This window comes from Klebsiella sp. MPUS7 (assembly GCF_009905335.1).
GTDB lineage: Bacteria > Pseudomonadota > Gammaproteobacteria > Enterobacterales > Enterobacteriaceae > Klebsiella > Klebsiella grimontii.
Genome location: NZ_CP047604.1, coordinates 462,575 through 486,915, shown reverse-complemented (window position 1 = coordinate 486,915; position 24,341 = coordinate 462,575). Strand labels below are relative to the sequence as shown.

Below are 24,341 nucleotides of genomic sequence, written 5' to 3'. Positions count from 1 at the left end.
GTTGTAAGGTTAAGCCTCACGGTTCATTAGTACCGGTTAGCTCAACGCATCGCTGCGCTTACACACCCGGCCTATCAACGTCGTCGTCTTCAACGTTCCTTCAGGACTCTCAAGGAGTCAGGGAGAACTCATCTCGGGGCAAGTTTCGTGCTTAGATGCTTTCAGCACTTATCTCTTCCGCATTTAGCTACCGGGCAATGCCATTGGCATGACAACCCGAACACCAGTGATGCGTCCACTCCGGTCCTCTCGTACTAGGAGCAGCCCCCCTCAATTCTCCAGCGCCCACGGCAGATAGGGACCGAACTGTCTCACGACGTTCTAAACCCAGCTCGCGTACCACTTTAAATGGCGAACAGCCATACCCTTGGGACCTACTTCAGCCCCAGGATGTGATGAGCCGACATCGAGGTGCCAAACACCGCCGTCGATATGAACTCTTGGGCGGTATCAGCCTGTTATCCCCGGAGTACCTTTTATCCGTTGAGCGATGGCCCTTCCATTCAGAACCACCGGATCACTATGACCTGCTTTCGCACCTGCTCGCGCCGTCACGCTCGCAGTCAAGCCAGCTTATGCCATTGCACTAACCTCCTGATGTCCGACCAGGATTAGCTGACCTTCGTGCTCCTCCGTTACTCTTTAGGAGGAGACCGCCCCAGTCAAACTACCCACCAGACACTGTCCGCAACCCCGATTAGGGGCCCACGTTAGAACACCAGCCATTAAAGGGTGGTATTTCAAGGATGGCTCCACGCAGACTGGCGTCCACGCTTCAAAGCCTCCCACCTATCCTACACATCAAGGACCAGTGTTCAGTGTCAAGCTATAGTAAAGGTTCACGGGGTCTTTCCGTCTTGCCGCGGGTACACTGCATCTTCACAGCGAGTTCAATTTCACTGAGTCTCGGGTGGAGACAGCCTGGCCATCATTACGCCATTCGTGCAGGTCGGAACTTACCCGACAAGGAATTTCGCTACCTTAGGACCGTTATAGTTACGGCCGCCGTTTACCGGGGCTTCGATCAAGAGCTTCTCCTTACGGATAACCCCATCAATTAACCTTCCGGCACCGGGCAGGCGTCACACCGTATACGTCCACTTTCGTGTTTGCACAGTGCTGTGTTTTTAATAAACAGTTGCAGCCAGCTGGTATCTTCGACTGATTTCAGCTCCATGGGTAAACCACTTCACCTACATATCAGCGTGCCTTCTCCCGAAGTTACGGCACCATTTTGCCTAGTTCCTTCACCCGAGTTCTCTCAAGCGCCTTGGTATTCTCTACCTGACCACCTGTGTCGGTTTGGGGTACGATTTGATGTTACCTGATGCTTAGAGGCTTTTCCTGGAAGCAGGGCATTTGTCACTTCAGCACCGTAGTGCCTCGTCATCACACCTCAGCGTTAATAACGTTCCGGATTTACCTGGAACATCCGCCTACATGCTTAAACCGGGACAACCGTCGCCCGGCCAACATAGCCTTCTCCGTCCCCCCTTCGCAGTAACACCGAGTACAGGAATATTAACCTGTTTCCCATCGACTACGCCTTTCGGCCTCGCCTTAGGGGTCGACTCACCCTGCCCCGATTAACGTTGGACAGGAACCCTTGGTCTTCCGGCGTGCGGGTTTTTCACCCGCATTATCGTTACTTATGTCAGCATTCGCACTTCTGATACCTCCAGCAACCCTCACAGGCCACCTTCAACGGCTTACAGAACGCTCCCCTACCCAACAACACATAGTGTCGCTGCCGCAGCTTCGGTGCATGGTTTAGCCCCGTTACATCTTCCGCGCAGGCCGACTCGACCAGTGAGCTATTACGCTTTCTTTAAATGATGGCTGCTTCTAAGCCAACATCCTGGCTGTCTGGGCCTTCCCACATCGTTTCCCACTTAACCATGACTTTGGGACCTTAGCTGGCGGTCTGGGTTGTTTCCCTCTTCACGACGGACGTTAGCACCCGCCGTGTGTCTCCCGTGATAACATTCTTCGGTATTCGTAGTTTGCATCGGGTTGGTAAGTCGGGATGACCCCCTAGCCGAAACAGTGCTCTACCCCCGAAGATGAGTTCACGAGGCGCTACCTAAATAGCTTTCGGGGAGAACCAGCTATCTCCCGGTTTGATTGGCCTTTCACCCCCAGCCACAAGTCATCCGCTAATTTTTCAACATTAGTCGGTTCGGTCCTCCAGTTAGTGTTACCCAACCTTCAACCTGCCCATGGCTAGATCACCGGGTTTCGGGTCTATACCCTGCAACTTAACGCCCAGTTAAGACTCGGTTTCCCTGCGGCTCCCCTATACGGTTAACCTTGCTACAGAATATAAGTCGCTGACCCATTATACAAAAGGTACGCAGTCACCCCATAAAGAGGCTCCTACTGCTTGTACGTACACGGTTTCAGGTTCTTTTTCACTCCCCTCGCCGGGGTTCTTTTCGCCTTTCCCTCACGGTACTGGTTCACTATCGGTCAGTCAGGAGTATTTAGCCTTGGAGGATGGTCCCCCCATATTCAGACAGGATACCACGTGTCCCGCCCTACTCTTCGAGTTCACAACCTGTGTGTTTTAGTGTACGGGAGTATCACCCTGTACCCTGCGACTTTCCAGACGCTTCCACTAACACACAAGCTGATTCAGACTCCGGGCTGCTCCCCGTTCGCTCGCCGCTACTGGGGGAATCTCGGTTGATTTCTTTTCCTCGGGGTACTTAGATGTTTCAGTTCCCCCGGTTCGCCTCGTTAACCTATGTATTCAGTTAACGATAGTGCAACGAATTGCACTGGGTTTCCCCATTCGGACATCGCCGGCTATAACGGTTCATATCACCTTACCGACGCTTTTCGCAGATTAGCACGTCCTTCATCGCCTCTGACTGCCAGGGCATCCACCGTGTACGCTTAGTCGCTTAACCTCACAACCCGAAGATGTTTCGTAAAACATCGTCGTGTCGCGAAAATTTGAGAGACTCGAACACACATTAGCTGTGTGTCGTTTCAATTTTCAGCTTGATCCAGATTTTTAAAGAGCAAATATCTCAAACGTCACCCGAAGATGAGTTTTGAGATATCGGTTGGTTGTGCCTTTCACTCACAGCCAGCAAGTGGCGTCCCCTAGGGGATTCGAACCCCTGTTGCCGCCGTGAAAGGGCGGAGTCCTAACCGCTAGACGAAGGGGACACGAGGTGTCGCGACTTCGCAGCCGTCTTGCTTCTTTACATCTATCAGACAATCTGTGTGAGCACTACAAAGGCAGGTTCTTTCAGGTAAGGAGGTGATCCAACCGCAGGTTCCCCTACGGTTACCTTGTTACGACTTCACCCCAGTCATGAATCACAAAGTGGTAAGCGCCCTCCCGAAGGTTAAGCTACCTACTTCTTTTGCAACCCACTCCCATGGTGTGACGGGCGGTGTGTACAAGGCCCGGGAACGTATTCACCGTGGCATTCTGATCCACGATTACTAGCGATTCCGACTTCATGGAGTCGAGTTGCAGACTCCAATCCGGACTACGACATACTTTATGAGGTCCGCTTGCTCTCGCGAGGTCGCTTCTCTTTGTATATGCCATTGTAGCACGTGTGTAGCCCTACTCGTAAGGGCCATGATGACTTGACGTCATCCCCACCTTCCTCCAGTTTATCACTGGCAGTCTCCTTTGAGTTCCCGGCCGGACCGCTGGCAACAAAGGATAAGGGTTGCGCTCGTTGCGGGACTTAACCCAACATTTCACAACACGAGCTGACGACAGCCATGCAGCACCTGTCTCAGAGTTCCCGAAGGCACCAAAGCATCTCTGCTAAGTTCTCTGGATGTCAAGAGTAGGTAAGGTTCTTCGCGTTGCATCGAATTAAACCACATGCTCCACCGCTTGTGCGGGCCCCCGTCAATTCATTTGAGTTTTAACCTTGCGGCCGTACTCCCCAGGCGGTCGACTTAACGCGTTAGCTCCGGAAGCCACTCCTCAAGGGAACAACCTCCAAGTCGACATCGTTTACAGCGTGGACTACCAGGGTATCTAATCCTGTTTGCTCCCCACGCTTTCGCACCTGAGCGTCAGTCTTTGTCCAGGGGGCCGCCTTCGCCACCGGTATTCCTCCAGATCTCTACGCATTTCACCGCTACACCTGGAATTCTACCCCCCTCTACAAGACTCCAGCCTGCCAGTTTCGAATGCAGTTCCCAGGTTGAGCCCGGGGATTTCACATCCGACTTGACAGACCGCCTGCGTGCGCTTTACGCCCAGTAATTCCGATTAACGCTTGCACCCTCCGTATTACCGCGGCTGCTGGCACGGAGTTAGCCGGTGCTTCTTCTGCGGGTAACGTCAATGAATAAGGTTATTAACCTTACTCCCTTCCTCCCCGCTGAAAGTACTTTACAACCCGAAGGCCTTCTTCATACACGCGGCATGGCTGCATCAGGCTTGCGCCCATTGTGCAATATTCCCCACTGCTGCCTCCCGTAGGAGTCTGGACCGTGTCTCAGTTCCAGTGTGGCTGGTCATCCTCTCAGACCAGCTAGGGATCGTCGCCTAGGTGAGCCGTTACCCCACCTACTAGCTAATCCCATCTGGGCACATCTGATGGCAAGAGGCCCGAAGGTCCCCCTCTTTGGTCTTGCGACGTTATGCGGTATTAGCTACCGTTTCCAGTAGTTATCCCCCTCCATCAGGCAGTTTCCCAGACATTACTCACCCGTCCGCCACTCGTCACCCGAGAGCAAGCTCTCTGTGCTACCGTTCGACTTGCATGTGTTAGGCCTGCCGCCAGCGTTCAATCTGAGCCATGATCAAACTCTTCAATTTAAGTTTGATGCTCGTGAATTAAACTTCGTAATGAATTACGTATGTTCACTCAGAGACTTGGTATTCATTTTTCGTCCGAAGACGTTAAGAATCCATGTCACTTTGAGTGCCCACACAGATTGTCTGATAAATTGTTAAAGAGCAGTGCAACGCGGCTTTCGCTCACCGTTGCGAGGTGGCGTATATTACGCTTTCCTCTTTCAGAGTCAACCCGTTATTTCAGGATTTTTCTCTTCAACCGACCGGGTTGTTTGTGAAGTGATTCACATCTGCCGTGTCAGTGGGAGCGCATTATAGGGATCCCATTTTTTTGCACAAGCCTTTTTTCGATCTTTTTTTCCAAATGATGGTTTTTCAGCCGCTTCGCGGCGTTCTTGCTCAATTCGCTCAATTTTTACCACAATAAAGGGTTGCAGACGGCCAAAAAAGCAACCAAAGTCTCTGCACTCCCTTCGTTTATTGAGGTAACCATGACCACCAGTTTACGTCGTTATAAAGATTTATTCCCTAAAACGGGCCTGCGCGTGATGATCGACAGCAGCAGCGTGGTGATCGGTGATGTCAGAATGGCTGATGACGTCAGTATCTGGCCTCTGGTCGCGATTCGCGGCGATGTGAATTACGTCGAAATAGGCGCTCGCACCAACATTCAGGACGGTAGCGTCTTACATGTCACGCATAAATCACCATCTAATCCGCAAGGCAATCCACTGATCATTGGCGATGATGTTACCGTCGGGCATAAGGTGATGCTACACGGCTGCACTATTGGTAATCGGGTACTGGTCGGGATGGGTTCGATTTTGTTGGATGGCGTGATTGTTGAAGACGACATAATGATTGGCGCAGGTAGTCTGGTGCCTCAGAACAAACGCCTCAAGAGTGGCTACCTTTACTTTGGTAACCCGGTAAAACAGATACGCCCCCTGACGGAGGCGGAAATCGCGGGGCTCATATATTCAGCGAATAACTATGTAAAGTGGAAAGGTGATTATCTCGATCAGGAAAGCCAGACCCAACCCTGAGCATCTTCCCGCTGGTCGAGAATGAGATCCTGGGCTTCATCTTCCAGATCCCAGCGATGTTCACGAAAAGCGGCCAGCCATTGTGCGGGTTCTTCACCGCCAAAACGCTTCTTGAGCACCGTTAACGTTAAGGCGCAGGTAAGCTGCATGCCGTTAACTAATGCCGGAAAAGCGATACATTGATGCGCTTCATCCCATATCTCTCTGTCTGGAAACTGAATAGCCTGGTTCACGCATTCAGTTCCTTCTGCAACGCTGCAATGACTGGCGTAATTTCTGGCAGTACGCCATGCCATAACAGCACCGCATGGGCAGCCTGCGCCACCAGCATTCCCAACCCATCAGCGCATTTTGTCGCACCGTGTTGCTGGCAGAGGGCTAAAAATGGCGTACAGCCTTTCTGGTAAAACATGTCATAACAACAGACATGAGGATTTATTAAGGTAACAGGGATCGCGGGAACATCGCCGTCAATACCGCTGGACGTCGCATTAACAATCAGATCAAATTCCTGACCGCCTAATGCTTCTATATCTAAAGCGCGGACGCTGCCGGTATGAGAAAAAAGCGTAGCCAGTTCATGGGCGCGAGAATAGGTACGATTAACAATAGTCACGGCGCAATCCAGCGACAGGAGAGGAAGCAATACGCCGCGTGAAGCCCCACCTGCGCCAATAAGCAACACCCGGAATCCAGGTTTAATAAAACCAAGCCGTTCCAGATCGCTCAGTAGTCCAATACCATCGGTATTGTCCCCAAGCAGGCGGCCATCCTCCAACCGTTTAAGCGTATTGACCGCACCAGCCAGCGCTGCGCGTTCAGTTAACTCATCAGCTCGCGCGAAGGCCTCTTCTTTAAAAGGCACGGTGACGTTCGCTCCCTTACCACCTTCATTAAAGAAAGCATCGAGCGTGGTAACAAAATCATCGAGCGGAGCCAGGATACGGCCATAGGGATGCGTAATTTGCAGCTGCTGCGCAAAAAGCCGATGAATAGATGGCGACTTGCTATGGGCAATCGGGTTTCCGAAGACGGCATAAGTTTCCATGAGTTACCCCTGGCGGAAGAGTTCGCCCGTCAAGGCGTCACGTATTTCAGATGGGTTTTGACGCCCGCCCGTTGCCCCATCGACTACCGGGAAATCAGCGCCAAACTGCGTATAAACCTCAGCCGTCGTGCGACAAGGAGGCTGGCCCGATAAATTTGCGCTGGTAGAAACAAGCGGTTTCCCGTAAGCCTTACACAGTTCGACCACCAGCGGATGATCCGTGACTCGTACCGCCAATGAATTGAAGCGCCCGGTCAACCAACGCGGCGTTGAAGCGCAGGCAGGGAAGACAAATGTTACCGGCCCAGGCCAACACGAAAAAATAGCCGCTAGCTGCGCATCACTCAGCTGCGTATCGTCAATATACGGCTTGAGTTGCTCAAAGTTCGCAGCAATCAGAATCAGCCCCTTTTCAACGGGACGCTGCTTCAGTGCGAGCAGACTCATGACGGCTTTTTCGCTATCGGGATCGCAACCGACGCCAAAAACGGCTTCTGTTGGATAGGCGATGACATGTTCATTATTCAGAAGCGCCACAGCGCGTACGATGGCTTCTGAGGGCAGGTTATTATTCACAGATTTATTCCGCCGATATCGGCTTTCCACATTGTTTGCTGGCGCAGAAGCGCTTAACGCCCTGCGCCGTTTTCTTTTCGATTAGCAACGGGTAATGACACTCAGGACACTCGCCCGCCACTGGCCTGAAGTTAATGACGAACTGACAATCGGGGTAACGATCGCAGGAATGGAAGTTTTTTCCAAACCGTGAACGGCGCTGAACCAGATGCCCTTGTCCGCATTGTGGGCAGGCTATTGCAGTTTCATCCGGCTTATCGATAAGTTCAGTATGTTCGCAATCAGGATAGCTGCTACAACCGATAAACATACCAAAACGCCCCTGGCGGAGTACCAGCACCGCGCCGCAGGACGGACACGTTTGCCCCTCCAGAACTTTGACAATATGTCCGTCCACTTGGCTTTTCAGGGGACGGACATAGTCACAGTCAGGATAATGCGAGCAGCCGAGAAAAGGCCCGTGCTTCCCGGAGCGTATTACCAGTTCAGCCCCACACTGCGGGCAGGGTTCGTTTTTACGCACCGAAAACAGCGCTGTTTTGGTCATAACAATTCTAATGTCGCAGCAAAAAAGTTAGTGCAGCATACCTTCATTTACTTCAAAGAGTAATTCTTCCATTTGCTGGTAGGCATTTTCGCAACCGGGAATATTGAACAGCACCATCAGAATCACCCATTTGAGATCCTCCAGCTCGAATTCTGCCGTATCCAGCGCCAGCACGCGCTCTATCACCATTTCCCGTGTTTCGAGGTTCAACACCTGAATTTGCTCAAGGAATAGTAAGAATCCCCGGCAACTCGCATCAAGACGCTGACACTCCTCGTCAGTATAGACTCGTAACGAGAGTGGGTCAGAAGCTAGCTGCATGGGTGCAACAAGCCCCTCCTGGTAATCAGCCAGTTTTTCGAGCCACATTAGGGCGTTATAGATATCTTCTCGTTCAAAACCGGCATCGGTCAGATCCCGAGTCAGCTTGTCCTGATCCACGCGCATTTCTGCTTCGTTATGGATGTAAGTTTCAAACAGATACATCAGTACGTCGAACATGGCTTGCCCTCCTTAATCGGACATAGCCGCCGGGTACAGCTGCGATCCAGCCTGCTAACTCCAGTTCTAGTAGCTGGGCTACGGTTACTGGCACAGATTGGCCGGCACGTTCAGCGACAACGTCAACAGGTGTTACCTCATCTCCTACGTTAGCCAGGAGCTCTGGAAATGGCAATGCTACAGAAGGCCGATTACCGCAATTATTTACCTCATCTGGCTCAGGAAGAATATACGGTAGCTCATCTCGCCAGTATTCGACGATATCTTCAGGGGCTGTTACGGGAATCGCGCCCTGCTTGATGAGCCAATGAGGACCTTCTGAACCCGGGCTGCCAATCGGCCCTGGCAGAGCAAATACATCCCTTCCCTGCTCCAGCGCATAACGAACCGTCACTAATGAGCCACTTTTCAGCGCAGCTTCAATAACCAACACACCGGCGCTTAGGCCACTGATAATTCGGTTACGACGGGGAAAATTGCCCGGCAGGGGCGGAGTAAACAGCGGGAACTCAGAAATGACGGCTCCGCCACCGTTAATTATCTGTTCCGCTAACGCCTGATGGCGACGAGGATAGATCTCTCCTAAGCCATTCCCTAAAACTGCCACCGTTTTACCTTTCCCTTCCAGCGCACCACGATGAGCAATACCATCAATGCCAAGGGCCAGACCGCTCGTGATCGTAATGCCATAACGCGCTAAAGCTTCGCTAAATAGTTTTCCCCAACGAGCGCCATACCACGAGTGCGACCGACTCCCGATGACGGACAGCTGCCGGCTACTGAGTAGCGCAGGATCTCCACATACTAAAAGAGCGCAAGGAAAGTCGACAATCGCCCGCAGTTGGGGTGGGTAAAGCGGATCTTCGGCAGTCAGTAAATAGCAATTGGGCCGCTCCAGCCATTGCAGCGTGGCATCGATTTCGCATTGGTTAACACCGAGGAAATGCTTCGATTGCGCCAGATTCAAACCACGGGCACGCAACTCTTCTCGCTCTAGCGTCGGAGATGAACATAGCTGGCGTGCGGCACTGATAGCACCTTCTCCATACAGGCTGCTCACTCTCATCAAACGTAACCAAATTTCCCTCGGCGTCATCCCTATTCCCCTGCCACAAGCGACTTTAACAATCTTTGCGATTGGTCAGTGAGACTGTCAATTGCAGGGGGTTTTGTCTAGAATAGAGGTAATAATCTTTCCAACTCCTGAACACAACTCTGGATAACTATGTCAGTTTTGCAAGTGTTACATATTCCGGACGAGCGCCTTCGCAAAGTCGCAAAACCGGTAGAAGAAGTAAATGCAGAAATTCAGCGTATCGTCGATGATATGTTCGAGACGATGTACGCTGAAGAAGGTATCGGTCTGGCCGCAACGCAGGTAGATATTCATCAGCGCATTATCGTTATTGACGTATCAGAAAATCGTGAAGAGCAGCTGGTATTAATTAACCCTGAGCTGCTGGAAAAGAGCGGAGAAACAGGTATTGAAGAGGGTTGTCTCTCTATTCCTGAACAGCGTGCTTTAGTACCACGTGCAGAAAAGGTGAAAATCCGCGCGCTCGATCGTGAAGGTAAACCTTATGAGCTTGAAGCTGATGGTCTGCTGGCAATCTGTATTCAGCATGAGATGGATCACCTCGTCGGTAAGCTGTTCATCGACTACCTGTCGCCGCTCAAGCAACAACGCATTCGTCAGAAAGTTGAGAAACTTGATCGCCTGAATGCCCGAGCTTAAGGACGAGAATTAACGTGTCAGATTCACTACGTATTATTTTTGCGGGCACACCTGACTTTGCAGCGCGTCATCTCGACGCGCTGCTCTCCTCTGGACATAACGTTGTTGGCGTGTTCACCCAACCGGACCGTCCGGCTGGTCGTGGTAAAAAACTCATGCCCAGCCCGGTAAAAGTTCTGGCGGAAGAGCAAGGCATACCGGTATTCCAGCCAGCTTCGTTACGTCCGCAGGAAAACCAGCAACTCGTCTCTGACCTGCGCGCAGATGTTATGGTCGTCGTGGCCTATGGCCTCCTTCTGCCAAAAGCCGTACTTGATATTCCACGCCTGGGCTGCATTAACGTTCACGGCTCGCTGCTTCCGCGCTGGCGCGGTGCGGCCCCGATTCAACGTTCGCTTTGGGCTGGCGATGCCGAGACGGGTGTAACCATCATGCAGATGGATGTTGGTCTCGATACGGGTGATATGCTGTATAAGCTTGCGTGCCCGATCACCGCAGAAGACACCAGCGGGACGCTGTACGACAAGCTGGCGAACCTGGGCCCCCAGGGGCTTATCGAAACCCTTAAGCAGCTTGCCGCAGGCACCGCAAAACCGGTTGTACAGGATGAAGCGCTGGTTACCCATGCGCAAAAACTCAGCAAAGAAGAAGCGCGTATCGACTGGTCTCTTTCCGCTGCACAGCTAGAACGCTGCATTCGCGCCTTTAACCCATGGCCAATGAGTTGGATAGAAATTGATGGTCAGCCGGTGAAAGTCTGGCAGGCATCGGCGATCGACACGGCAACAAAAGCCGAGCCGGGGACCATTCTTGAAGCGACAAAACGGGGAATTCAGGTCGCAACCGGGGACGGGGTTCTGAATTTACTCTCGCTACAGCCAGCCGGGAAAAAAGCCATGAGTGCTCAGGATCTATTAAACTCGCGCCGGGAATGGTTTGTACCTGGCAGCCGTCTGGTCTGACGCTCCTTTCTTAATACGCCCGGTGTTACCGGGCATTTTTATTTTTGTACTTATGAAAAAACAACTCAATTTACGCAGTCTGGCAGCGCAGGCCGTTGAACAGGTTCTCGAACAAGGGCAATCCTTAAGCAACGTTCTGCCGCCGCTGCAACAGAAAGTCTCTGATAAAGATAAAGCGCTGCTTCAGGAGCTATGCTTTGGCGTGCTACGTACGCTTTCACAGTTAGATTGGCTGATCGGCAAGCTCATGTCCCGGCCGATGACGGGTAAGCAGCGTGTTGTGCACTACCTGATTATGGTGGGCTTTTATCAACTGTTATACACACGCATTCCGCCTCATGCAGCTTTGGCGGAAACCGTTGAAGGCGCAGTTGCTATTAAACGTCCGCAGCTCAAAGGGTTGATCAATGGGGTCTTGCGCCAGTTTCAACGTCAGCAGGAAGAGCTGTTAGCTGAATTTTCTCGTAGCGAGATCCGCTTTTTACATCCTTCCTGGTTATTGAAACGTCTGCAAAAAGCCTATCCAGCACAGTGGGAAGCCATTGTGGAAGCGAACAACCAGCGCCCGCCGATGTGGTTGCGGGTAAACCGCGTCCATCATTCGCGCGACAGCTGGCTGGCTTTACTGGAAGAGGCGGGAATGAAAGGGTTTACTCATCCTGCTTACCCTGACGCCGTGCGCCTGGAAACACCGGTACCGGTCCACGCATTGCCCGGGTTTGAGGCAGGTTGGGTGACCGTGCAGGATGCCTCTGCCCAAGGCTGCATGACATTCCTTGATCCGCAAAACGACGAGTATATTTTAGATCTATGCGCTGCCCCGGGTGGTAAAACCACCCATATTCTCGAAGCGGCGCCCGAAGCACAGGTTCTGGCTGTCGACGTTGATGAGCAGCGACTCTCCCGCGTCTATGACAACCTGAAGCGTCTGGGCATGAAAGCGACCGTCAAACAAGGCGATGGCCGTTATCCAGCCCAATGGTGTGGCGAGCAGCAGTTCGATCGTATTCTGTTGGATGCCCCTTGTTCCGCCACCGGTGTTATTCGCCGTCACCCGGATATCAAATGGCTGCGCCGGGATCGTGATATCGCGGAACTGGCCCAGCTCCAGGCTGAAATTCTGGATGCCGTATGGCCGCACCTGAAATCCGGCGGCACTCTGGTTTACGCGACATGTTCCGTATTGCCAGAAGAGAACAGCCAGCAAATAAAAGCCTTCCTGCAACGTACAGCTGATGCGGTTCTTAACGAAACCGGCGATGCAGATTTACCGGGCCAGCAAAATTTGCCAGGCGCCGAGCAAGGTGACGGCTTCTTTTACGCTAAGCTAATCAAAAAGTAATGAGACAACGAGTCGCGACTGATGAAAATTATCATATTGGGCGCAGGGCAGGTCGGCGGAACTCTGGCAGAAAACCTTGTCGGTGAGAACAACGATATTACGCTGGTAGACACGAATGGCGACCGCCTTCGCAGTCTTCAGGACAAATTTGATCTCAGAGTGGTTCAGGGCCACGGCTCGCACCCGCGCGTGCTGCGCGAGGCCGGTGCGGATGATGCCGACATGTTGGTTGCAGTGACCAGCTCAGATGAAACGAACATGGTGGCCTGCCAGGTCGCCTATTCGCTGTTTAATACACCAAATCGTATTGCCCGCATCCGTTCCCCGGATTATGTACGCGATGCCGATAAACTTTTCCATTCAGAAGCGGTTCCTATTGACCACCTCATCGCTCCAGAGCAGTTGGTAATTGACAGTATTCACCGTCTGATCGAGTACCCAGGCGCGCTGCAGGTGGTTAATTTTGCTGAAGGAAAAGTCAGCCTTGCAGTCGTTAAAGCTTATTATGGCGGCCCTTTGGTGGGAAACGCGCTTTCAACTATGCGTGAGCATATGCCGCATATTGATACACGCGTAGCGGCTATTTTCCGCCACGATCGTCCTATCAGGCCACAAGGATCAACAATCGTAGAGGCCGGTGATGAGGTGTTTTTCATCGCCGCATCACAGCATATCCGTGCAGTGATGAGCGAACTTCAGCGCCTTGAAAAACCGTACAAGCGCATCATGCTGGTTGGCGGGGGAAACATCGGGGCCGGACTCGCCCATAAGCTGGAGAAAGATTACAGCGTCAAGCTTATTGAACGTAATCAACAGCGTGCCGCAGAGCTCGCAGAAAAGCTGCAAAATACAATTGTCTTTTACGGTGATGCATCAGATCAAGAATTGCTGGCGGAAGAACATATCGATCAGGTCGATCTTTTCATTGCCGTCACCAACGATGATGAAGCCAATATTATGTCTGCCATGCTCGCAAAACGCATGGGCGCCAAAAAAGTGATGGTACTGATCCAACGCCGCGCCTACGTTGATCTTGTTCAGGGGAGCGTGATCGACATTGCAATATCACCGCAGCAGGCAACTATTTCAGCTCTGCTCAGCCATGTGCGGAAAGCTGATATTGTCGGCGTTTCCTCTCTGCGCCGCGGTGTCGCGGAGGCCATTGAAGCTGTAGCGCACGGAGATGAAAGCACTTCGCGGGTCGTTGGTCGCGCTATCGATGAGATTAAGCTTCCCCCCGGAACAATTATTGGCGCAGTAGTACGCGGTAATGATGTCATGATCGCGAATAATAATCTGCGTATTGAGCAAGGGGATCATGTCGTTATGTTCCTGACGGACAAAAAATTCATCTCTGATGTTGAGAGACTATTCCAGCCAAGTCCTTTCTTCCTGTAGTTCGCAGGCGTCGACGAGACGCCTTTCTTTTATCCCTTATATATCAAAGGATAATATTTTTCTGCAATTATTCCCCAGTAATGGAAAATAGGAATACATTTGTTAAACTTATCAGTGTTAGCTGGCTCAAGGAGAATAAAATGAGTTTTTTAAAAGAATTTCGCGAATTTGCGATGCGCGGGAACGTGGTTGATTTGGCAGTCGGTGTCATCATTGGTGCAGCCTTTGGTAAAATCGTATCGTCGTTAGTTGCCGATATTATTATGCCACCGCTAGGTTTACTCATTGGCGGAATCGACTTTAAACAGTTTGCTGTCACGCTACGGGACGCCCAGGGAGACATCCCAGCGGTCGTAATGCATTATGGCGTATTCATCCAGAACGTCTTCGATTTTATTATCGTGGCGTTTGCCATTTTTATGGCAATCAAACTGATGAATAAATTGAACAGAAAAAAAGAAGAAACCCCGGCAGCACCACCGGCCCCGACCAAAGAAGAAGTCCTGCTTAGCGAAATTCGTGACCTGTTGAAAGAACAAAACAATCGTTCTTAAGAAGCGTCAAAAGCAGAAGGCCAGTGGTAAGAAAGTTAATTACTTTCTTGCCACTGGCCTCCCGACCATTCCGTCCTGCATGTTTTTCTTTTCTTTGGTAGCTGCCTTTCCCTTTCCTGTTCTTCTCAACTCTCTGCCTGAATAATGGGTCATGAAGTAATGCCTCAATGGCGTTATCTTTCATTTGCCCTTTCGTATGCTGATAGCGGCTCATAAACTCTCCAGATTAGTAAAAGAAATCGGCCTGAGTGTAGACGCGACTGATGCAAAAATCAACGTGCTGTATTTTGGTTGCTGGCCCCCTGCTCAAGCGCTTCAAGAATTGAACAATAGACGCTGCTGTGCGCTGTGCCGCAGCAAGCATCATTGAGGCGCTGCAAAGAGCGACGCATGGTTTGTAGCTCTTTAATCCGGGATTCCACTTCGCTCAAACGGGCCTGCACAATACCTTTAGATTCCTGGCAGGTGTGATGCTCTGGATCGATGCGGATCGAGAGAAGTTCGCGGATCGATTCTAGCGTGAAACCGAGCTGTCTGGCATAGCGAATAAAACGCAGCCTCTGTAAGTCGTTGTCCGTATAGAGGCGAAATCCACCTTCCGTACGCACATTGTGATCCATCATCTGCTGCTTTTCGTAGTAGCGGATGGTGTCGGGAGTAACGTCAGCCAATTTTGCCAGTTCACCAATACGGTACATGATTACTCCTCATTAATTTTATGTAGCAACTTATCAGCGTAATCTCCACGCAGGAAGTCCGTGTTCAGGCCCGCCTGTCGCAGCTTTAACTCGAGTAGCGCCAAACGACGGCTCAGTTCCGCATAGCGCGGATCGCTCTCCTGTACACCTTTCAGTAGGTCAGTGAGCATTACCGCTTCTTTACGATGTTCGAGTTCGGGAGGTAAACAACCTGCATTTTTGAGTAATCGGTAACCTGCGCGCAGCTCAGCTGGCACATGCGAGTCGTCATCCAGAGAAAGAGGTTCCCCACTTCCCGGAAGATTATCTAACTCACCTTTGCGCTGTGCATCAAGAATATGGCGCTCTGCCCACTGATCCAGTAACCACATCATAAGGCTCCGGCGATGAACAAAAATAATGCAGATATTGTAAACAAGCAGGAATAGGGTGGATATAAAAAAACCCGCCGGAGCGGGTTTTTTTACGTTACTACAGATTACTCTGCAGCAGCTTCTGCTTTCGATTCAGAGCGATCAACCAGCTCGATGTATGCCATCGGCGCGTTGTCGCCTGCACGGAAGCCACACTTCAGAATACGAGTGTAACCACCGGCGCGGCTCGCGAAACGCGGGCCCAGCTCGTTAAACAGTTTTGCCACGATCTCGTTATCACGAGTGCGGGCGAATGCCAGACGACGATTAGCAACGCTATCAGTCTTGGCAAGAGTAATCAGCGGCTCAACTACGCGACGCAGTTCTTTCGCTTTCGGCAGGGTCGTCTTGATGATTTCATGACGAACCAGCGAACCAGCCATGTTACGGAACATAGCCTGGCGATGGCTGCTGTTGCGGTTCAGTTGACGACCACTCTTACGATGGCGCATGACCTTATCCTTCTCAGTAAAACCTTAACCTGTGATCCGGTTACTCGTCAGCAATGCTTGCCGGTGGCCAGTTTTCCAGGCGCATGCCCAGAGACAGACCACGTGAAGCCAGCACGTCTTTAATCTCGGTAAGAGATTTTTTACCCAGGTTCGGCGTTTTCAGCAACTCAACCTCGGTACGCTGTACCAGATCACCGATATAGTGGATAGCTTCTGCCTTAAGGCAGTTAGCAGAGCGGACAGTCAATTCGAGATCGTCAACAGGGCGCAGCAGGATCGGATCGAATTCTGGTTTCTCTTCTTTCACTTCCGGCTGACGTACATCACGTAAATCAACGAAAGCTTCCAGTTGTTCTGCCAGGATGGTTGCCGCACGACGAATCGCCTCTTCAGGATCGATTGTTCCGTTGGTTTCCATTTCGATGACCAGCTTGTCCAGGTCGGTACGCTGTTCTACACGCGCTGCTTCAACATTGTAGGCAATACGCTCTACCGGGCTGTAGCATGCGTCGACCAGCAGACGGCCGATTGGGCGCTCATCTTCTTCCGAATGAATTCGGGCAGAAGCCGGCACATAACCGCGACCGCGCTGAACTTTGATACGCATGCTAATAGCTGCGTTCTCATCGGTCAGGTGGCAGATCACATGTTGCGGCTTGACGATTTCGACATCACCGTCATGGGTAATGTCGGCTGCGGTCACAGGGCCAATGCCAGATTTGTTCAAAGTAAGGATAACTTCATCTTTACCCTGAACTCTCACCGCCAGCCCTTTCAGGTTGAGCAGGATTTCAAGGATATCTTCCTGAACGCCTTCTTTGGTGCTGTACTCATGAAGTACACCATCAATCTCAACCTCGGTCACCGCGCAACCCGGCATCGATGAGAGCAGAATACGGCGCAGTGCGTTACCCAGAGTATGGCCAAAGCCACGCTCTAAAGGTTCAAGGGTCACCTTGGCGTGCGTCGAACTCACTTGCTCGATATCGACCAGGCGCGGTTTTAGAAACTCTGTCACAGAACCCTGCATTGTGTCCTCTCTTTGGTACTAAGCTTTACTTGGAGTAAAGCTCGACGATCAGGTGTTCGTTAATGTCCGCAGACAGATCAGAACGTTCCGGCTGACGCTTGAACGTACCTTCCATCTTGCCAGCATCAACTTCCAGCCAGGTTGGCTTTTCACGCTGCTCAGCCAGCTCCAGAGCGGCTTTCACGCGAGATTGCTTTTTCGCTTTCTCACGAATGCTGACAACGTCATTCGCTTTAACCTGATAAGAAGCGATGTTAACAACACGACCGTTTACCATGATAGCTTTGTGGCTAACCAGCTGACGTGATTCAGCACGAGTCGCGCCGAAGCCCATACGGTATACAACGTTGTCCAGACGACCTTCCAGCAGAGTCAACAGGTTTTCACCGGTGTTGCCTTTCAGACGCGCTGCTTCTTTATAGTAGTTACGGAACTGACGCTCCAGCACACCGTACATACGGCGAACTTTTTGCTTTTCACGCAACTGCACACCATAGTCAGACAGACGCGGTTTACGCGCACCGTGCTGGCCAGGAGCTTGTTCAATTTTACACTTGGTATCGATCGCGCGAACGCCAGACTTAAGGAACAGGTCTGTGCCCTCACGACGGCTCAGCTTGAGCTTAGGACCCAAATATCTTGCCATTTTCTTTCTCCAACAATCCTAGAAACGAACGCGTTATACGCGACGTTTTTTCGGCGGACGACAACCGTTATGAGGGATCGGAGTCACATCAGTAATATTCGTGATGCGGAAACCAGCGGCGTTCAGTGCACGAATAGTAGATTCGCGACCTGGACCCGGACCTTTGACCATAACTTCCAGATTCTTGATGCCGTATTCTTTTACGGCTTCAGCGCAACGCTCTGCTGCAACCTGAGCTGCAAACGGAGTGGATTTGCGAGAACCACGGAAACCGGAACCACCGGCTGTTGCCCAACCCAGCGCGTTACCCTGACGATCGGTAATGGTAACGATGGTGTTGTTAAAAGAAGCATGGACATGAGCCACGCCATCAGAGACTTGTTTTCTTACACGCTTACGTGCACGAACTGGTGCCTTTGCCATTATTCAATCACCCCGACTATTTCTTGATCGGTTTACGCGGACCCTTACGGGTACGTGCGTTGGTCTTAGTACGCTGACCGCGAACCGGAAGACCACGACGATGGCGTAAACCACGATAGCAACCAAGGTCCATCAGACGCTTGATGCTCAGGGTGATTTCACGGCGCAGATCACCTTCAACGACAAATTTACCAACCGCTTCACGCAGGGATTCAATTTGTTCTTCAGACAGCTCACTGATCTTAACATTTTCAGCGATACCCGTGTCAGCACAGATGGCTTTAGAGCGGGTCTTGCCGATACCGAAAATGGCAGTTAATGCGATTACGGTATGTTTGTGATCAGGAATGTTAATGCCTGCTATACGGGCCACTATGCACTCCTACTATTTAATATGTACGCACCATGCTGAAAAGCCCGTTTTCAGGATACTCAAATGGAAACGTACAGACATACAAAAGATTGGCTGGCTAATCTAGCCAGCTCAACCCAACTTTGCAAGAAAAATATGCGAATAAATCAGCCTTGGCGCTGTTTATGCTTCGGCTCGGCACTGCAAATCACGCGGATGACGCCATCACGCTTAACGATTTTGCAGTTACGGCATAATTTCTTGACGGAAGCACGAACTTTCATTTTTACTCTCCGTAACTTCTCGAGCGACCTGTTAGCGGCCGTAGCCTTTCAGGTTCGCCTTCTTCAATGCAGACTCGTACTGACTCGACATCATCAGAGTTTGCACTTGAGCCATAAAGTCCATAATCACGACAACAACGATAAGCAGTGAGGTCCCACCGAAGTAGAACGGTACTTTCATTGCATCACGCATGAACTCCGGGATCAGGCAGATAAAAGTGATGTATAACGCACCGACCAAAGTCAGGCGAGTCATTACTTTATCGATATACTTCGCCGTTTGCTCTCCCGGACGAATTCCTGGTACAAATGCACCGGACTTCTTCAGGTTATCTGCTGTTTCACGCGGGTTGAAAACCAACGCCGTATAGAAGAAACAGAAGAAGATGATTGCAGACGCATAGAGTAACACATAAAGCGGTTGCCCAGGCTGCAAATACAGCGAAATTGTTGTCAGCCAGTTCCAACCAGTACCGCCCCCGAACCATGATGTAATGGTTGCCGGGAACAGAATAATACTGGAAGCGAAGATTGCCGGGATGACCCCTGCCATATTCACTTTCAGCGGTAAATGTGTGCTCTGTGCAGCATAGACACGACGACCCTGTTGACGCTTAGCGTAGTTTACCACAATGCGGCGTTGGCCACGCTCAACAAAGACAACAAAGAAGGTCACTGCAAATACTAATACTGCAACCAACAGCAACAGGAGGAAGTGCAGGTCGCCTTGACGCGCTTGCTCGATAGTATGGGCGATGGCTGGCGGGAGACCCGCAACGATACCGGCAAAGATAATGATCGAGATACCGTTTCCGATACCACGTTCAGTAATCTGTTCGCCGAGCCACATCAGGAACATTGTTCCTGAAACCAGACTAACAACAGCGGTGAAATAGAATGCAAAGCCTGGATTAATCACCAGGCCCTGCATACCAGGCATATTCGGCAGACCGGTAGCAATACCGATCGACTGGAATATCGCCAGCACCAGAGTACCGTAGCGGGTGTACTGGCTGATCTTACGACGACCAGACTCCCCTTCTTTCTTCAGCTCTGCTAACGGCTGATAAACAACCGTCAACAGCTGGACAATGATCGATGCCGAAATATACGGCATGATACCCAACGCAAAGATAGAAGCACGGCTGAGAGCACCACCAGAGAACATGTTGAACATTTCAATGATGGTGCCTCGCTGTTGCTCAAGCAGTTTGGCAAGTACAGCGGCATCAATACCAGGGATCGGAATAAAAGAGCCAATACGGAACACAATCAACGCACCGATTACAAACAACAGTCTGCGCTTCAGTTCGCCAATCCCACCTTTGGCACTTTGAAAATCTAATCCCGGTTGCTTAGCCATCTGCTACTTATTCCTCAATTTTACCGCCAGCAGCTTCGATAGCAGCACGAGCACCTTTAGTCACGCGCAGGCCACGAACAGTTACCGGACGAGATACTTCACCAGACAGGATCACTTTCGCGAATTCGATCTGGATACCGATAATGTTAGCCGCTTTCAGCGTGTTCAGGTCGATAACATCGCCTTCTACGTGAGCCAGATCAGACAGACGAACTTCTGCCGTGATCATCGCTTTACGAGAAGTGAAGCCGAATTTCGGCAGACGACGGTACAGAGGCATCTGACCACCTTCGAAACCGCGACGTACGCCACCGCCAGAACGAGAGTTCTGACCTTTGTGACCACGACCACCGGTTTTACCGAGGCCAGAACCGATACCACGACCCAGGCGTTTACCCGCCTTTTTGGAGCCTTCGGCCGGAGACAGAGTATTTAAACGCATCTCTTACTCCTCAACTTTAACCATGAAGGAAACCGCGTTGACCATACCACGAACAGCAGGAGTATCCTCGCGCTCTACGGTGTGACCAATACGACGCAGACCCAGGCCAAGCAGCGTTGCCTTGTGTTTCGGCAAACGACCGATTGCACTGCGGGTTTGAGTAATTTTAATAGTCTTTGCCATGGTTTATTTCCCCAGAATTTCTTCAACGGATTTACCACGCTTGGCAGCGACCATTTCTGGAGAATTCATATTTTCCAGGCCATCAATAGTTGCACGAACCACGTTGATCGGGTTGGTGGAACCATATGCTTTGGCCAGAACGTTATGAACTCCAGCAACTTCCAGAACGGCGCGCATTGCACCACCGGCAATGATACCGGTACCTTCGGAAGCTGGCTGCATGAATACACGAGAACCCGTGTGAACACCTTTAACCGGGTGTTGCAGGGTGCCGTGGTTCAGCGCGACATTAATCATATTGCGACGGGCTTTTTCCATCGCTTTCTGGATCGCTGCTGGAACTTCACGCGCTTTACCGTAACCAAAACCAACGCGACCGTTACCGTCACCAACTACAGTCAGAGCTGTGAAGGAGAAAATACGACCACCTTTAACGGTTTTAGATACGCGGTTAACCGCGATCAGCTTTTCCTGCAGTTCGCCAGCTTGTTTTTCGATGTGAGCCATCTTACACCTCTACCTTAGAACTGAAGGCCAGCTTCACGGGCAGCATCTGCCAGTGCCTGGACACGACCATGATATTGGAACCCGGAACGGTCAAAGGAAACATCTTTGATGCCTTTTTCCAGAGCGCGTTCAGCAACAGCTTTACCCACAGCTGCTGCCGCGTCTTTGTTACCGGTGTACTTCAGTTGTTCAGCGATAGCTTTTTCTACAGTAGAAGCAGCTACCAGAACTTCAGAACCGTTCGGTGCAATTACCTGTGCGTAAATATGACGCGGGGTACGATGTACCACCAGGCGAGTTGCACCCAGCTCCTGGAGCTTGCGGCGTGCGCGGGTCGCACGACGGATACGAGCAGATTTCTTATCCATAGTGTTACCTTACTTCTTCTTAGCCTCTTTGGTACGCACGACTTCGTCGGCGTAACGAACACCCTTGCCTTTATAAGGCTCAGGACGACGGTAGGCGCGCAGATCTGCTGCAACCTGACCGATCACCTGCTTATCAGCGCCTTTCAGCACGATTTCAGTTTGAGTCGGACATTCTGCAGTGATACCGGCCGGCAGTTTATGCTCAACAGGATGAGAGAAACCTAAAGCCAGGTTTACTACATCCCCTTTGACCGCTGCACGATAACCTACACCAACCAGCTGAAGCTTTTTAGTGAAGCCTTCGGTAACACCAACAACCATTGAGTTCAGCAGGGCACGCGCGGTACCAGCCTGAGCCCATCCATCCACGAAACCATCACGCGGACCGAAGGTCAGAGCATTATCTGCATGTTTAACTTCAACAGCATTGTTGAGGGTACGAGTCAGCTCGCCGTTTTTACCTTTGATCGTAATAACCTGACCGTTGATTTTTACATCAACGCCGGCAGGAACAACGACCGGTGCTTTAGCAACACGAGACATTTTTTCCTCCGATTAGGCTACGTAGCAGATAATTTCGCCACCAAGACCAGCCTGGCGCGCTGCACGATCGGTCATAACACCTTTAGAGGTAGAAATAACCGCGATACCCAGACCCGCCATAACTTTCGGCAGCTCATCTTTACGTTTGTAGATGCGCAGACCTGGGCGGCTGACACGCTGAATGCTTTCTACAACAGCTTTACCCTGGAAATACTTAAGAGTCAGTTCCAGTTCCGGCTTGATGTCGCCTTCAACTTTAAAATCTTCAATAAAGCCTTCTTCCTTCAGCACGTTGGCAATTGCCACTTTCAGCTTGGAGGAAGGCATGGTGACCGCAGCTTTATTCGCGGCCTGACCGTTACGGATACGGGTCAGCATATCCGCGATCGGATCTTGCATGCTCATCTGTCTTTACTCCCGTGATTCAATTGGTGACAATTACCAGCTAGCCTTTTTCAGACCCGGGATTTCACCGCGCATTGCGGCTTCACGGACCTTGATACGGCTCAACCCGAACTTCCGCAGGAAACCATGCGGACGACCTGTTTGACGGCAGCGATTACGCTGACGAGACGGGCTGGAATCACGCGGCAGAGTCTGCAGCTTGAGAACAGCGTTCCAACGATCTTCGTCGGTTGCGTTCACATCAGAGATGATAGCTTTCAGTTCAGCGCGTTTAGCGAAGAATTTATCAGCTAAAGCCACGCGCTTTACTTCGCGTGCTTTCATTGATTGCTTAGCCATTAAGTAACCCTACCTTACTTGCGGAACGGGAAGTCAAAGGCAGCCAGCAGAGCGCGGCCTTCTTCATCAGATTTCGCAGTAGTGGTAATGGTAATATCCAAACCACGAACGCGGTCGACTTTATCGTAGTCGATTTCTGGGAAGATGATCTGCTCACGGACACCCATGCTGTAGTTGCCACGACCGTCGAAAGACTTAGCGGACAAGCCACGGAAGTCACGGATACGCGGTACAGCAATAGTGATCAGGCGCTCAAAGAACTCCCACATGCGTTCGCCACGCAGAGTTACTTTACAGCCGATCGGATAGCCCTGACGGATTTTGAAGCCTGCAACTGATTTGCGTGCTTTGGTGATCAGCGGTTTTTGACCGGAGATTGCTGTCAGATCGGCTGCTGCGTTATCCAGCAGTTTCTTGTCAGCGATCGCTTCACCAACACCCATGTTCAGGGTGATCTTCTCGACCCGAGGGACTTGCATGACAGAATTGTAGTTAAACTCAGTCATGAGTTTTTTAACTACTTCGTCTTTGTAGTAATCATGCAGTTTCGCCATCGTACTACTCCAAATTACTTGATAGTTTCGCTATTAGATTTGAAGAAACGGACTTTTTTGCCGTCTTCGAATCTAAAGCCTACACGGTCAGCCTTGCCGGTTGCCGCATTGAAGATCGCAACGTTAGAAACCTGAATAGCAGCTTCTTTTTCAACGATGCCGCCTGGTTGGTTCAGAGCCGGAACCGGCTTCTGGTGTTTCTTAACCAGGTTGATACCTTCAACAATGAGCTTGCCGGAAGACAAGACATTCTTAACTTTACCGCGTTTACCTTTATCTTTACCGGTTAACACGATAACTTCGTCATCACGACGGATTTTCGCTGCCATGATTCGCTCCTTAGAGTACTTCTGGGGCCAGAGAGATAATTTTCATGAACTTCTCGTTACGAAGTTCACGAGTTACCGGCCCAAAAATACGCGTACCGATGGGCTGCTCGCTGTTATTGTTTAAAATAACGCATGCATTACCATCGAAGCGAATGACAGAACCGTCCGGGCGACGAACACCCTTCTTGGTGCGCACCACTACCGCCTTCAGCACATCACCTTTTTTGACCTTACCACGCGGAATTGCTTCCTTGATGGTGATCTTGATGATGTCGCCTACGCCTGCGTAGCGACGGTGCGAGCCACCCAGAACCTTGATACACATTACGCGACGTGCACCGGAGTTGTCGGCGACGTTCAGCATAGTCTGTTCTTGGATCATTTTAGTGCTCCGCTAATGTCAACTACTACTGAGACCCAAAAATAGGGTCGTTAAAAAAGCCCCATATCGAGGGCGCGGCATTATAACACCGCAAATCAGATATGGGTAGAAAAAATAAACGGCTCATCGCTGAGCC

32 protein-coding genes, 1 tRNA gene and 2 rRNA genes are annotated in these 24,341 nt (G+C 51.0%); 6 read left to right on the top strand and 29 right to left on the bottom strand.

Features of this window, described 5'->3' with window-relative positions:
* Window positions 1-5: 5 nt before the first annotated feature.
* The 3 genes from GUC22_RS02310 to GUC22_RS02300 all read right to left on the bottom strand — a co-directional run bounded on the left by GUC22_RS02310 (window position 6) and on the right by GUC22_RS02300 (window position 4,804).
* Window positions 6-2,912, bottom strand: a 23S ribosomal RNA gene (locus GUC22_RS02310).
* 190 nt (window positions 2,913-3,102) lie between these two features.
* Window positions 3,103-3,177: transfer RNA gene (locus tag GUC22_RS02305), tRNA-Glu, on the bottom strand.
* 87 nt (window positions 3,178-3,264) lie between these two features.
* Window positions 3,265-4,804, bottom strand: a 16S ribosomal RNA gene (locus GUC22_RS02300).
* Together the 16S and 23S rRNA genes with 1 tRNA gene alongside form the textbook arrangement of a ribosomal RNA operon.
* 470 nt (window positions 4,805-5,274) lie before the next feature.
* Here GUC22_RS02300 and GUC22_RS02295 point away from each other — a divergent pair.
* On the top strand, window positions 5,275-5,829 hold the full coding sequence (locus GUC22_RS02295; RefSeq protein WP_024360698.1) for a gamma carbonic anhydrase family protein: 555 nt from the start codon (window positions 5,275-5,277) through the stop codon (window positions 5,827-5,829).
* On the opposite strand, the gene GUC22_RS02290 is transcribed toward GUC22_RS02295, so the two are convergent.
* Genes GUC22_RS02290 through dprA form a run of 6 tightly spaced genes read right to left on the bottom strand, consistent with a single transcriptional unit; the run spans window position 5,805 to window position 9,597 of the window.
* Window positions 5,805-6,062, bottom strand: a complete 258-nt coding sequence (locus GUC22_RS02290) for a DUF1488 domain-containing protein (RefSeq protein ID WP_004138448.1) — start codon at window positions 6,060-6,062, stop codon at window positions 5,805-5,807. The two genes, GUC22_RS02295 and GUC22_RS02290, sit on opposite strands and share 25 nt — an antisense overlap.
* Window positions 6,059-6,877: a shikimate dehydrogenase gene (aroE, locus tag GUC22_RS02285; protein ID WP_098067609.1), complete on the bottom strand. Its 819-nt coding sequence runs from the start codon at window positions 6,875-6,877 to the stop codon at window positions 6,059-6,061. Before aroE ends, GUC22_RS02290 begins: the two co-directional genes overlap by 4 nt.
* A 3-nt stretch (window positions 6,878-6,880) precedes the next feature.
* Window positions 6,881-7,453: an L-threonylcarbamoyladenylate synthase type 1 TsaC gene (tsaC, locus tag GUC22_RS02280; protein WP_004138440.1), complete on the bottom strand. Its 573-nt coding sequence runs from the start codon at window positions 7,451-7,453 to the stop codon at window positions 6,881-6,883.
* Window positions 7,454-7,457: 4 nt separating this feature from the next.
* Window positions 7,458-8,000: a type I DNA topoisomerase gene (locus GUC22_RS02275; RefSeq protein ID WP_098362987.1), complete on the bottom strand. Its 543-nt coding sequence runs from the start codon at window positions 7,998-8,000 to the stop codon at window positions 7,458-7,460.
* Window positions 8,001-8,027: 27 nt separating this feature from the next.
* Window positions 8,028-8,501: a DUF494 family protein Smg gene (smg, locus tag GUC22_RS02270; RefSeq protein ID WP_024360699.1), complete on the bottom strand. Its 474-nt coding sequence runs from the start codon at window positions 8,499-8,501 to the stop codon at window positions 8,028-8,030.
* Window positions 8,473-9,597 (bottom strand): DNA-protecting protein DprA, encoded by a 1,125-nt coding sequence (gene dprA / locus GUC22_RS02265; protein WP_024360700.1) that lies wholly within the window; start codon window positions 9,595-9,597, stop codon window positions 8,473-8,475. The genes smg and dprA overlap by 29 nt, the downstream gene beginning before the upstream one ends.
* A gap of 129 nt (window positions 9,598-9,726) precedes the next feature.
* On the opposite strand from dprA, the gene def reads away from it, so the two are divergent.
* From def to mscL, 5 genes are all read left to right on the top strand, one after another.
* A complete protein-coding gene (gene def, locus GUC22_RS02260; protein WP_004138433.1) occupies window positions 9,727-10,236 on the top strand; it encodes a peptide deformylase in 510 nt (169 codons plus the stop codon).
* 14 nt (window positions 10,237-10,250) lie between these two features.
* Window positions 10,251-11,198: a methionyl-tRNA formyltransferase gene (gene fmt, locus GUC22_RS02255; RefSeq protein WP_004138430.1), complete on the top strand. Its 948-nt coding sequence runs from the start codon at window positions 10,251-10,253 to the stop codon at window positions 11,196-11,198.
* A gap of 52 nt (window positions 11,199-11,250) precedes the next feature.
* Window positions 11,251-12,540: a 16S rRNA (cytosine(967)-C(5))-methyltransferase RsmB gene (gene rsmB / locus GUC22_RS02250; protein ID WP_004138428.1), complete on the top strand. Its 1,290-nt coding sequence runs from the start codon at window positions 11,251-11,253 to the stop codon at window positions 12,538-12,540.
* A gap of 21 nt (window positions 12,541-12,561) precedes the next feature.
* Complete coding sequence (gene trkA / locus GUC22_RS02245) at window positions 12,562-13,938, top strand: Trk system potassium transporter TrkA (RefSeq protein WP_004125888.1); 1,377 nt, start codon at window positions 12,562-12,564, stop codon at window positions 13,936-13,938.
* A gap of 140 nt (window positions 13,939-14,078) precedes the next feature.
* Window positions 14,079-14,492: a large-conductance mechanosensitive channel protein MscL gene (gene mscL / locus GUC22_RS02240; RefSeq protein ID WP_004138427.1), complete on the top strand. Its 414-nt coding sequence runs from the start codon at window positions 14,079-14,081 to the stop codon at window positions 14,490-14,492.
* Here mscL and GUC22_RS02235 read toward each other — a convergent pair.
* From GUC22_RS02235 to rplN, 20 genes are all read right to left on the bottom strand, one after another.
* The gene (locus GUC22_RS02235) at window positions 14,446-14,706 is read right to left on the bottom strand and encodes an alternative ribosome-rescue factor A (protein WP_160183332.1); all 261 of its coding nucleotides are present in this window, start codon (window positions 14,704-14,706) and stop codon (window positions 14,446-14,448) included. The genes mscL and GUC22_RS02235 overlap by 47 nt on opposite strands.
* Before the next feature lie 58 nt (window positions 14,707-14,764).
* Window positions 14,765-15,190: a Zn(2+)-responsive transcriptional regulator gene (zntR, locus tag GUC22_RS02230; RefSeq protein ID WP_004125893.1), complete on the bottom strand. Its 426-nt coding sequence runs from the start codon at window positions 15,188-15,190 to the stop codon at window positions 14,765-14,767.
* A gap of 2 nt (window positions 15,191-15,192) precedes the next feature.
* Complete coding sequence (locus tag GUC22_RS02225) at window positions 15,193-15,561, bottom strand: DUF1992 domain-containing protein (RefSeq protein WP_004138424.1); 369 nt, start codon at window positions 15,559-15,561, stop codon at window positions 15,193-15,195.
* Between the two features lie 107 nt (window positions 15,562-15,668).
* A complete protein-coding gene (gene rplQ, locus GUC22_RS02220; RefSeq protein ID WP_001216372.1) occupies window positions 15,669-16,055 on the bottom strand; it encodes a 50S ribosomal protein L17 in 387 nt (128 codons plus the stop codon).
* Between the two features lie 40 nt (window positions 16,056-16,095).
* Entirely contained in the window at window positions 16,096-17,085 is a 990-nt protein-coding gene (locus tag GUC22_RS02215; protein ID WP_002919219.1) for a DNA-directed RNA polymerase subunit alpha, read from the bottom strand.
* Between the two features lie 25 nt (window positions 17,086-17,110).
* Complete coding sequence (gene rpsD / locus GUC22_RS02210; protein WP_004125897.1) at window positions 17,111-17,731, bottom strand: 30S ribosomal protein S4; 621 nt, start codon at window positions 17,729-17,731, stop codon at window positions 17,111-17,113.
* A 33-nt stretch (window positions 17,732-17,764) separates the two neighbouring features.
* A complete protein-coding gene (rpsK, locus tag GUC22_RS02205; RefSeq protein WP_004138423.1) occupies window positions 17,765-18,154 on the bottom strand; it encodes a 30S ribosomal protein S11 in 390 nt (129 codons plus the stop codon).
* Window positions 18,155-18,170: 16 nt separating this feature from the next.
* Window positions 18,171-18,527 carry a 30S ribosomal protein S13 gene (gene rpsM, locus GUC22_RS02200; protein WP_004106333.1) on the bottom strand — a complete coding sequence of 119 codons (357 nt, stop codon included), beginning with the start codon at window positions 18,525-18,527 and terminating at the stop codon, window positions 18,171-18,173.
* A 146-nt stretch (window positions 18,528-18,673) separates the two neighbouring features.
* Window positions 18,674-18,790: a 50S ribosomal protein L36 gene (gene rpmJ / locus GUC22_RS02195; RefSeq protein ID WP_000868187.1), complete on the bottom strand. Its 117-nt coding sequence runs from the start codon at window positions 18,788-18,790 to the stop codon at window positions 18,674-18,676.
* Between the two features lie 31 nt (window positions 18,791-18,821).
* Window positions 18,822-20,153 (bottom strand): preprotein translocase subunit SecY, encoded by a 1,332-nt coding sequence (gene secY / locus GUC22_RS02190; RefSeq protein ID WP_004106334.1) that lies wholly within the window; start codon window positions 20,151-20,153, stop codon window positions 18,822-18,824.
* A 7-nt stretch (window positions 20,154-20,160) separates the two neighbouring features.
* The gene (gene rplO, locus GUC22_RS02185; protein ID WP_004106336.1) at window positions 20,161-20,595 is read right to left on the bottom strand and encodes a 50S ribosomal protein L15; all 435 of its coding nucleotides are present in this window, start codon (window positions 20,593-20,595) and stop codon (window positions 20,161-20,163) included.
* Window positions 20,596-20,598: 3 nt separating this feature from the next.
* A complete protein-coding gene (gene rpmD, locus GUC22_RS02180; protein WP_001140434.1) occupies window positions 20,599-20,778 on the bottom strand; it encodes a 50S ribosomal protein L30 in 180 nt (59 codons plus the stop codon).
* A 3-nt stretch (window positions 20,779-20,781) separates the two neighbouring features.
* Window positions 20,782-21,285, bottom strand: coding sequence for a 30S ribosomal protein S5 (rpsE, locus tag GUC22_RS02175; protein ID WP_004106339.1), 504 nt, complete (start codon window positions 21,283-21,285; stop codon window positions 20,782-20,784).
* A 14-nt stretch (window positions 21,286-21,299) separates the two neighbouring features.
* On the bottom strand, window positions 21,300-21,653 hold the full coding sequence (gene rplR, locus GUC22_RS02170; protein WP_000358960.1) for a 50S ribosomal protein L18: 354 nt from the start codon (window positions 21,651-21,653) through the stop codon (window positions 21,300-21,302).
* Window positions 21,654-21,662: 9 nt separating this feature from the next.
* Window positions 21,663-22,196, bottom strand: coding sequence for a 50S ribosomal protein L6 (rplF, locus tag GUC22_RS02165; RefSeq protein WP_004106341.1), 534 nt, complete (start codon window positions 22,194-22,196; stop codon window positions 21,663-21,665).
* A gap of 12 nt (window positions 22,197-22,208) precedes the next feature.
* Complete coding sequence (gene rpsH, locus GUC22_RS02160) at window positions 22,209-22,601, bottom strand: 30S ribosomal protein S8 (RefSeq protein WP_004106343.1); 393 nt, start codon at window positions 22,599-22,601, stop codon at window positions 22,209-22,211.
* 33 nt (window positions 22,602-22,634) lie between these two features.
* Window positions 22,635-22,940, bottom strand: coding sequence for a 30S ribosomal protein S14 (gene rpsN / locus GUC22_RS02155; protein WP_002919667.1), 306 nt, complete (start codon window positions 22,938-22,940; stop codon window positions 22,635-22,637).
* A gap of 14 nt (window positions 22,941-22,954) precedes the next feature.
* A complete protein-coding gene (gene rplE, locus GUC22_RS02150; protein WP_001096202.1) occupies window positions 22,955-23,494 on the bottom strand; it encodes a 50S ribosomal protein L5 in 540 nt (179 codons plus the stop codon).
* A gap of 14 nt (window positions 23,495-23,508) precedes the next feature.
* Complete coding sequence (rplX, locus tag GUC22_RS02145) at window positions 23,509-23,823, bottom strand: 50S ribosomal protein L24 (protein ID WP_004106345.1); 315 nt, start codon at window positions 23,821-23,823, stop codon at window positions 23,509-23,511.
* Between the two features lie 10 nt (window positions 23,824-23,833).
* Entirely contained in the window at window positions 23,834-24,205 is a 372-nt protein-coding gene (gene rplN, locus GUC22_RS02140) for a 50S ribosomal protein L14 (RefSeq protein ID WP_000613954.1), read from the bottom strand.
* Window positions 24,206-24,341: the final 136 nt, after the last annotated feature.

Coding starts and splice junctions, on each gene's coding strand:
- def (WP_004138433.1), top strand. CDS start 9,727: ATGTCAGTTTTGCAAGTGTTACATATTCCGGACGAGCGCCTTCGCAAA.
- rplF (WP_004106341.1), bottom strand. CDS start 22,196: ATGTCTCGTGTTGCTAAAGCACCGGTCGTTGTTCCTGCCGGCGTTGAT.
- rplN (WP_000613954.1), bottom strand. CDS start 24,205: ATGATCCAAGAACAGACTATGCTGAACGTCGCCGACAACTCCGGTGCA.
- rpsH (WP_004106343.1), bottom strand. CDS start 22,601: ATGAGCATGCAAGATCCGATCGCGGATATGCTGACCCGTATCCGTAAC.
- rplR (WP_000358960.1), bottom strand. CDS start 21,653: ATGGATAAGAAATCTGCTCGTATCCGTCGTGCGACCCGCGCACGCCGC.
- GUC22_RS02295 (WP_024360698.1), top strand. CDS start 5,275: ATGACCACCAGTTTACGTCGTTATAAAGATTTATTCCCTAAAACGGGC.
- dprA (WP_024360700.1), bottom strand. CDS start 9,597: ATGACGCCGAGGGAAATTTGGTTACGTTTGATGAGAGTGAGCAGCCTG.
- smg (WP_024360699.1), bottom strand. CDS start 8,501: ATGTTCGACGTACTGATGTATCTGTTTGAAACTTACATCCATAACGAA.
- rplE (WP_001096202.1), bottom strand. CDS start 23,494: ATGGCGAAACTGCATGATTACTACAAAGACGAAGTAGTTAAAAAACTC.
- GUC22_RS02215 (WP_002919219.1), bottom strand. CDS start 17,085: ATGCAGGGTTCTGTGACAGAGTTTCTAAAACCGCGCCTGGTCGATATC.
- rsmB (WP_004138428.1), top strand. CDS start 11,251: ATGAAAAAACAACTCAATTTACGCAGTCTGGCAGCGCAGGCCGTTGAA.
- rpsD (WP_004125897.1), bottom strand. CDS start 17,731: ATGGCAAGATATTTGGGTCCTAAGCTCAAGCTGAGCCGTCGTGAGGGC.
- rpsE (WP_004106339.1), bottom strand. CDS start 21,285: ATGGCTCACATCGAAAAACAAGCTGGCGAACTGCAGGAAAAGCTGATC.
- rplO (WP_004106336.1), bottom strand. CDS start 20,595: ATGCGTTTAAATACTCTGTCTCCGGCCGAAGGCTCCAAAAAGGCGGGT.
- rplX (WP_004106345.1), bottom strand. CDS start 23,823: ATGGCAGCGAAAATCCGTCGTGATGACGAAGTTATCGTGTTAACCGGT.
- rpmD (WP_001140434.1), bottom strand. CDS start 20,778: ATGGCAAAGACTATTAAAATTACTCAAACCCGCAGTGCAATCGGTCGT.
- GUC22_RS02225 (WP_004138424.1), bottom strand. CDS start 15,561: ATGTGGTTACTGGATCAGTGGGCAGAGCGCCATATTCTTGATGCACAG.
- trkA (WP_004125888.1), top strand. CDS start 12,562: ATGAAAATTATCATATTGGGCGCAGGGCAGGTCGGCGGAACTCTGGCA.
- GUC22_RS02275 (WP_098362987.1), bottom strand. CDS start 8,000: ATGACCAAAACAGCGCTGTTTTCGGTGCGTAAAAACGAACCCTGCCCG.
- rpsK (WP_004138423.1), bottom strand. CDS start 18,154: ATGGCAAAGGCACCAGTTCGTGCACGTAAGCGTGTAAGAAAACAAGTC.
- secY (WP_004106334.1), bottom strand. CDS start 20,153: ATGGCTAAGCAACCGGGATTAGATTTTCAAAGTGCCAAAGGTGGGATT.
- mscL (WP_004138427.1), top strand. CDS start 14,079: ATGAGTTTTTTAAAAGAATTTCGCGAATTTGCGATGCGCGGGAACGTG.
- rpsN (WP_002919667.1), bottom strand. CDS start 22,940: ATGGCTAAGCAATCAATGAAAGCACGCGAAGTAAAGCGCGTGGCTTTA.
- aroE (WP_098067609.1), bottom strand. CDS start 6,877: ATGGAAACTTATGCCGTCTTCGGAAACCCGATTGCCCATAGCAAGTCG.
- zntR (WP_004125893.1), bottom strand. CDS start 15,190: ATGTACCGTATTGGTGAACTGGCAAAATTGGCTGACGTTACTCCCGAC.
- GUC22_RS02235 (WP_160183332.1), bottom strand. CDS start 14,706: ATGAGCCGCTATCAGCATACGAAAGGGCAAATGAAAGATAACGCCATT.
- rpmJ (WP_000868187.1), bottom strand. CDS start 18,790: ATGAAAGTTCGTGCTTCCGTCAAGAAATTATGCCGTAACTGCAAAATC.
- rplQ (WP_001216372.1), bottom strand. CDS start 16,055: ATGCGCCATCGTAAGAGTGGTCGTCAACTGAACCGCAACAGCAGCCAT.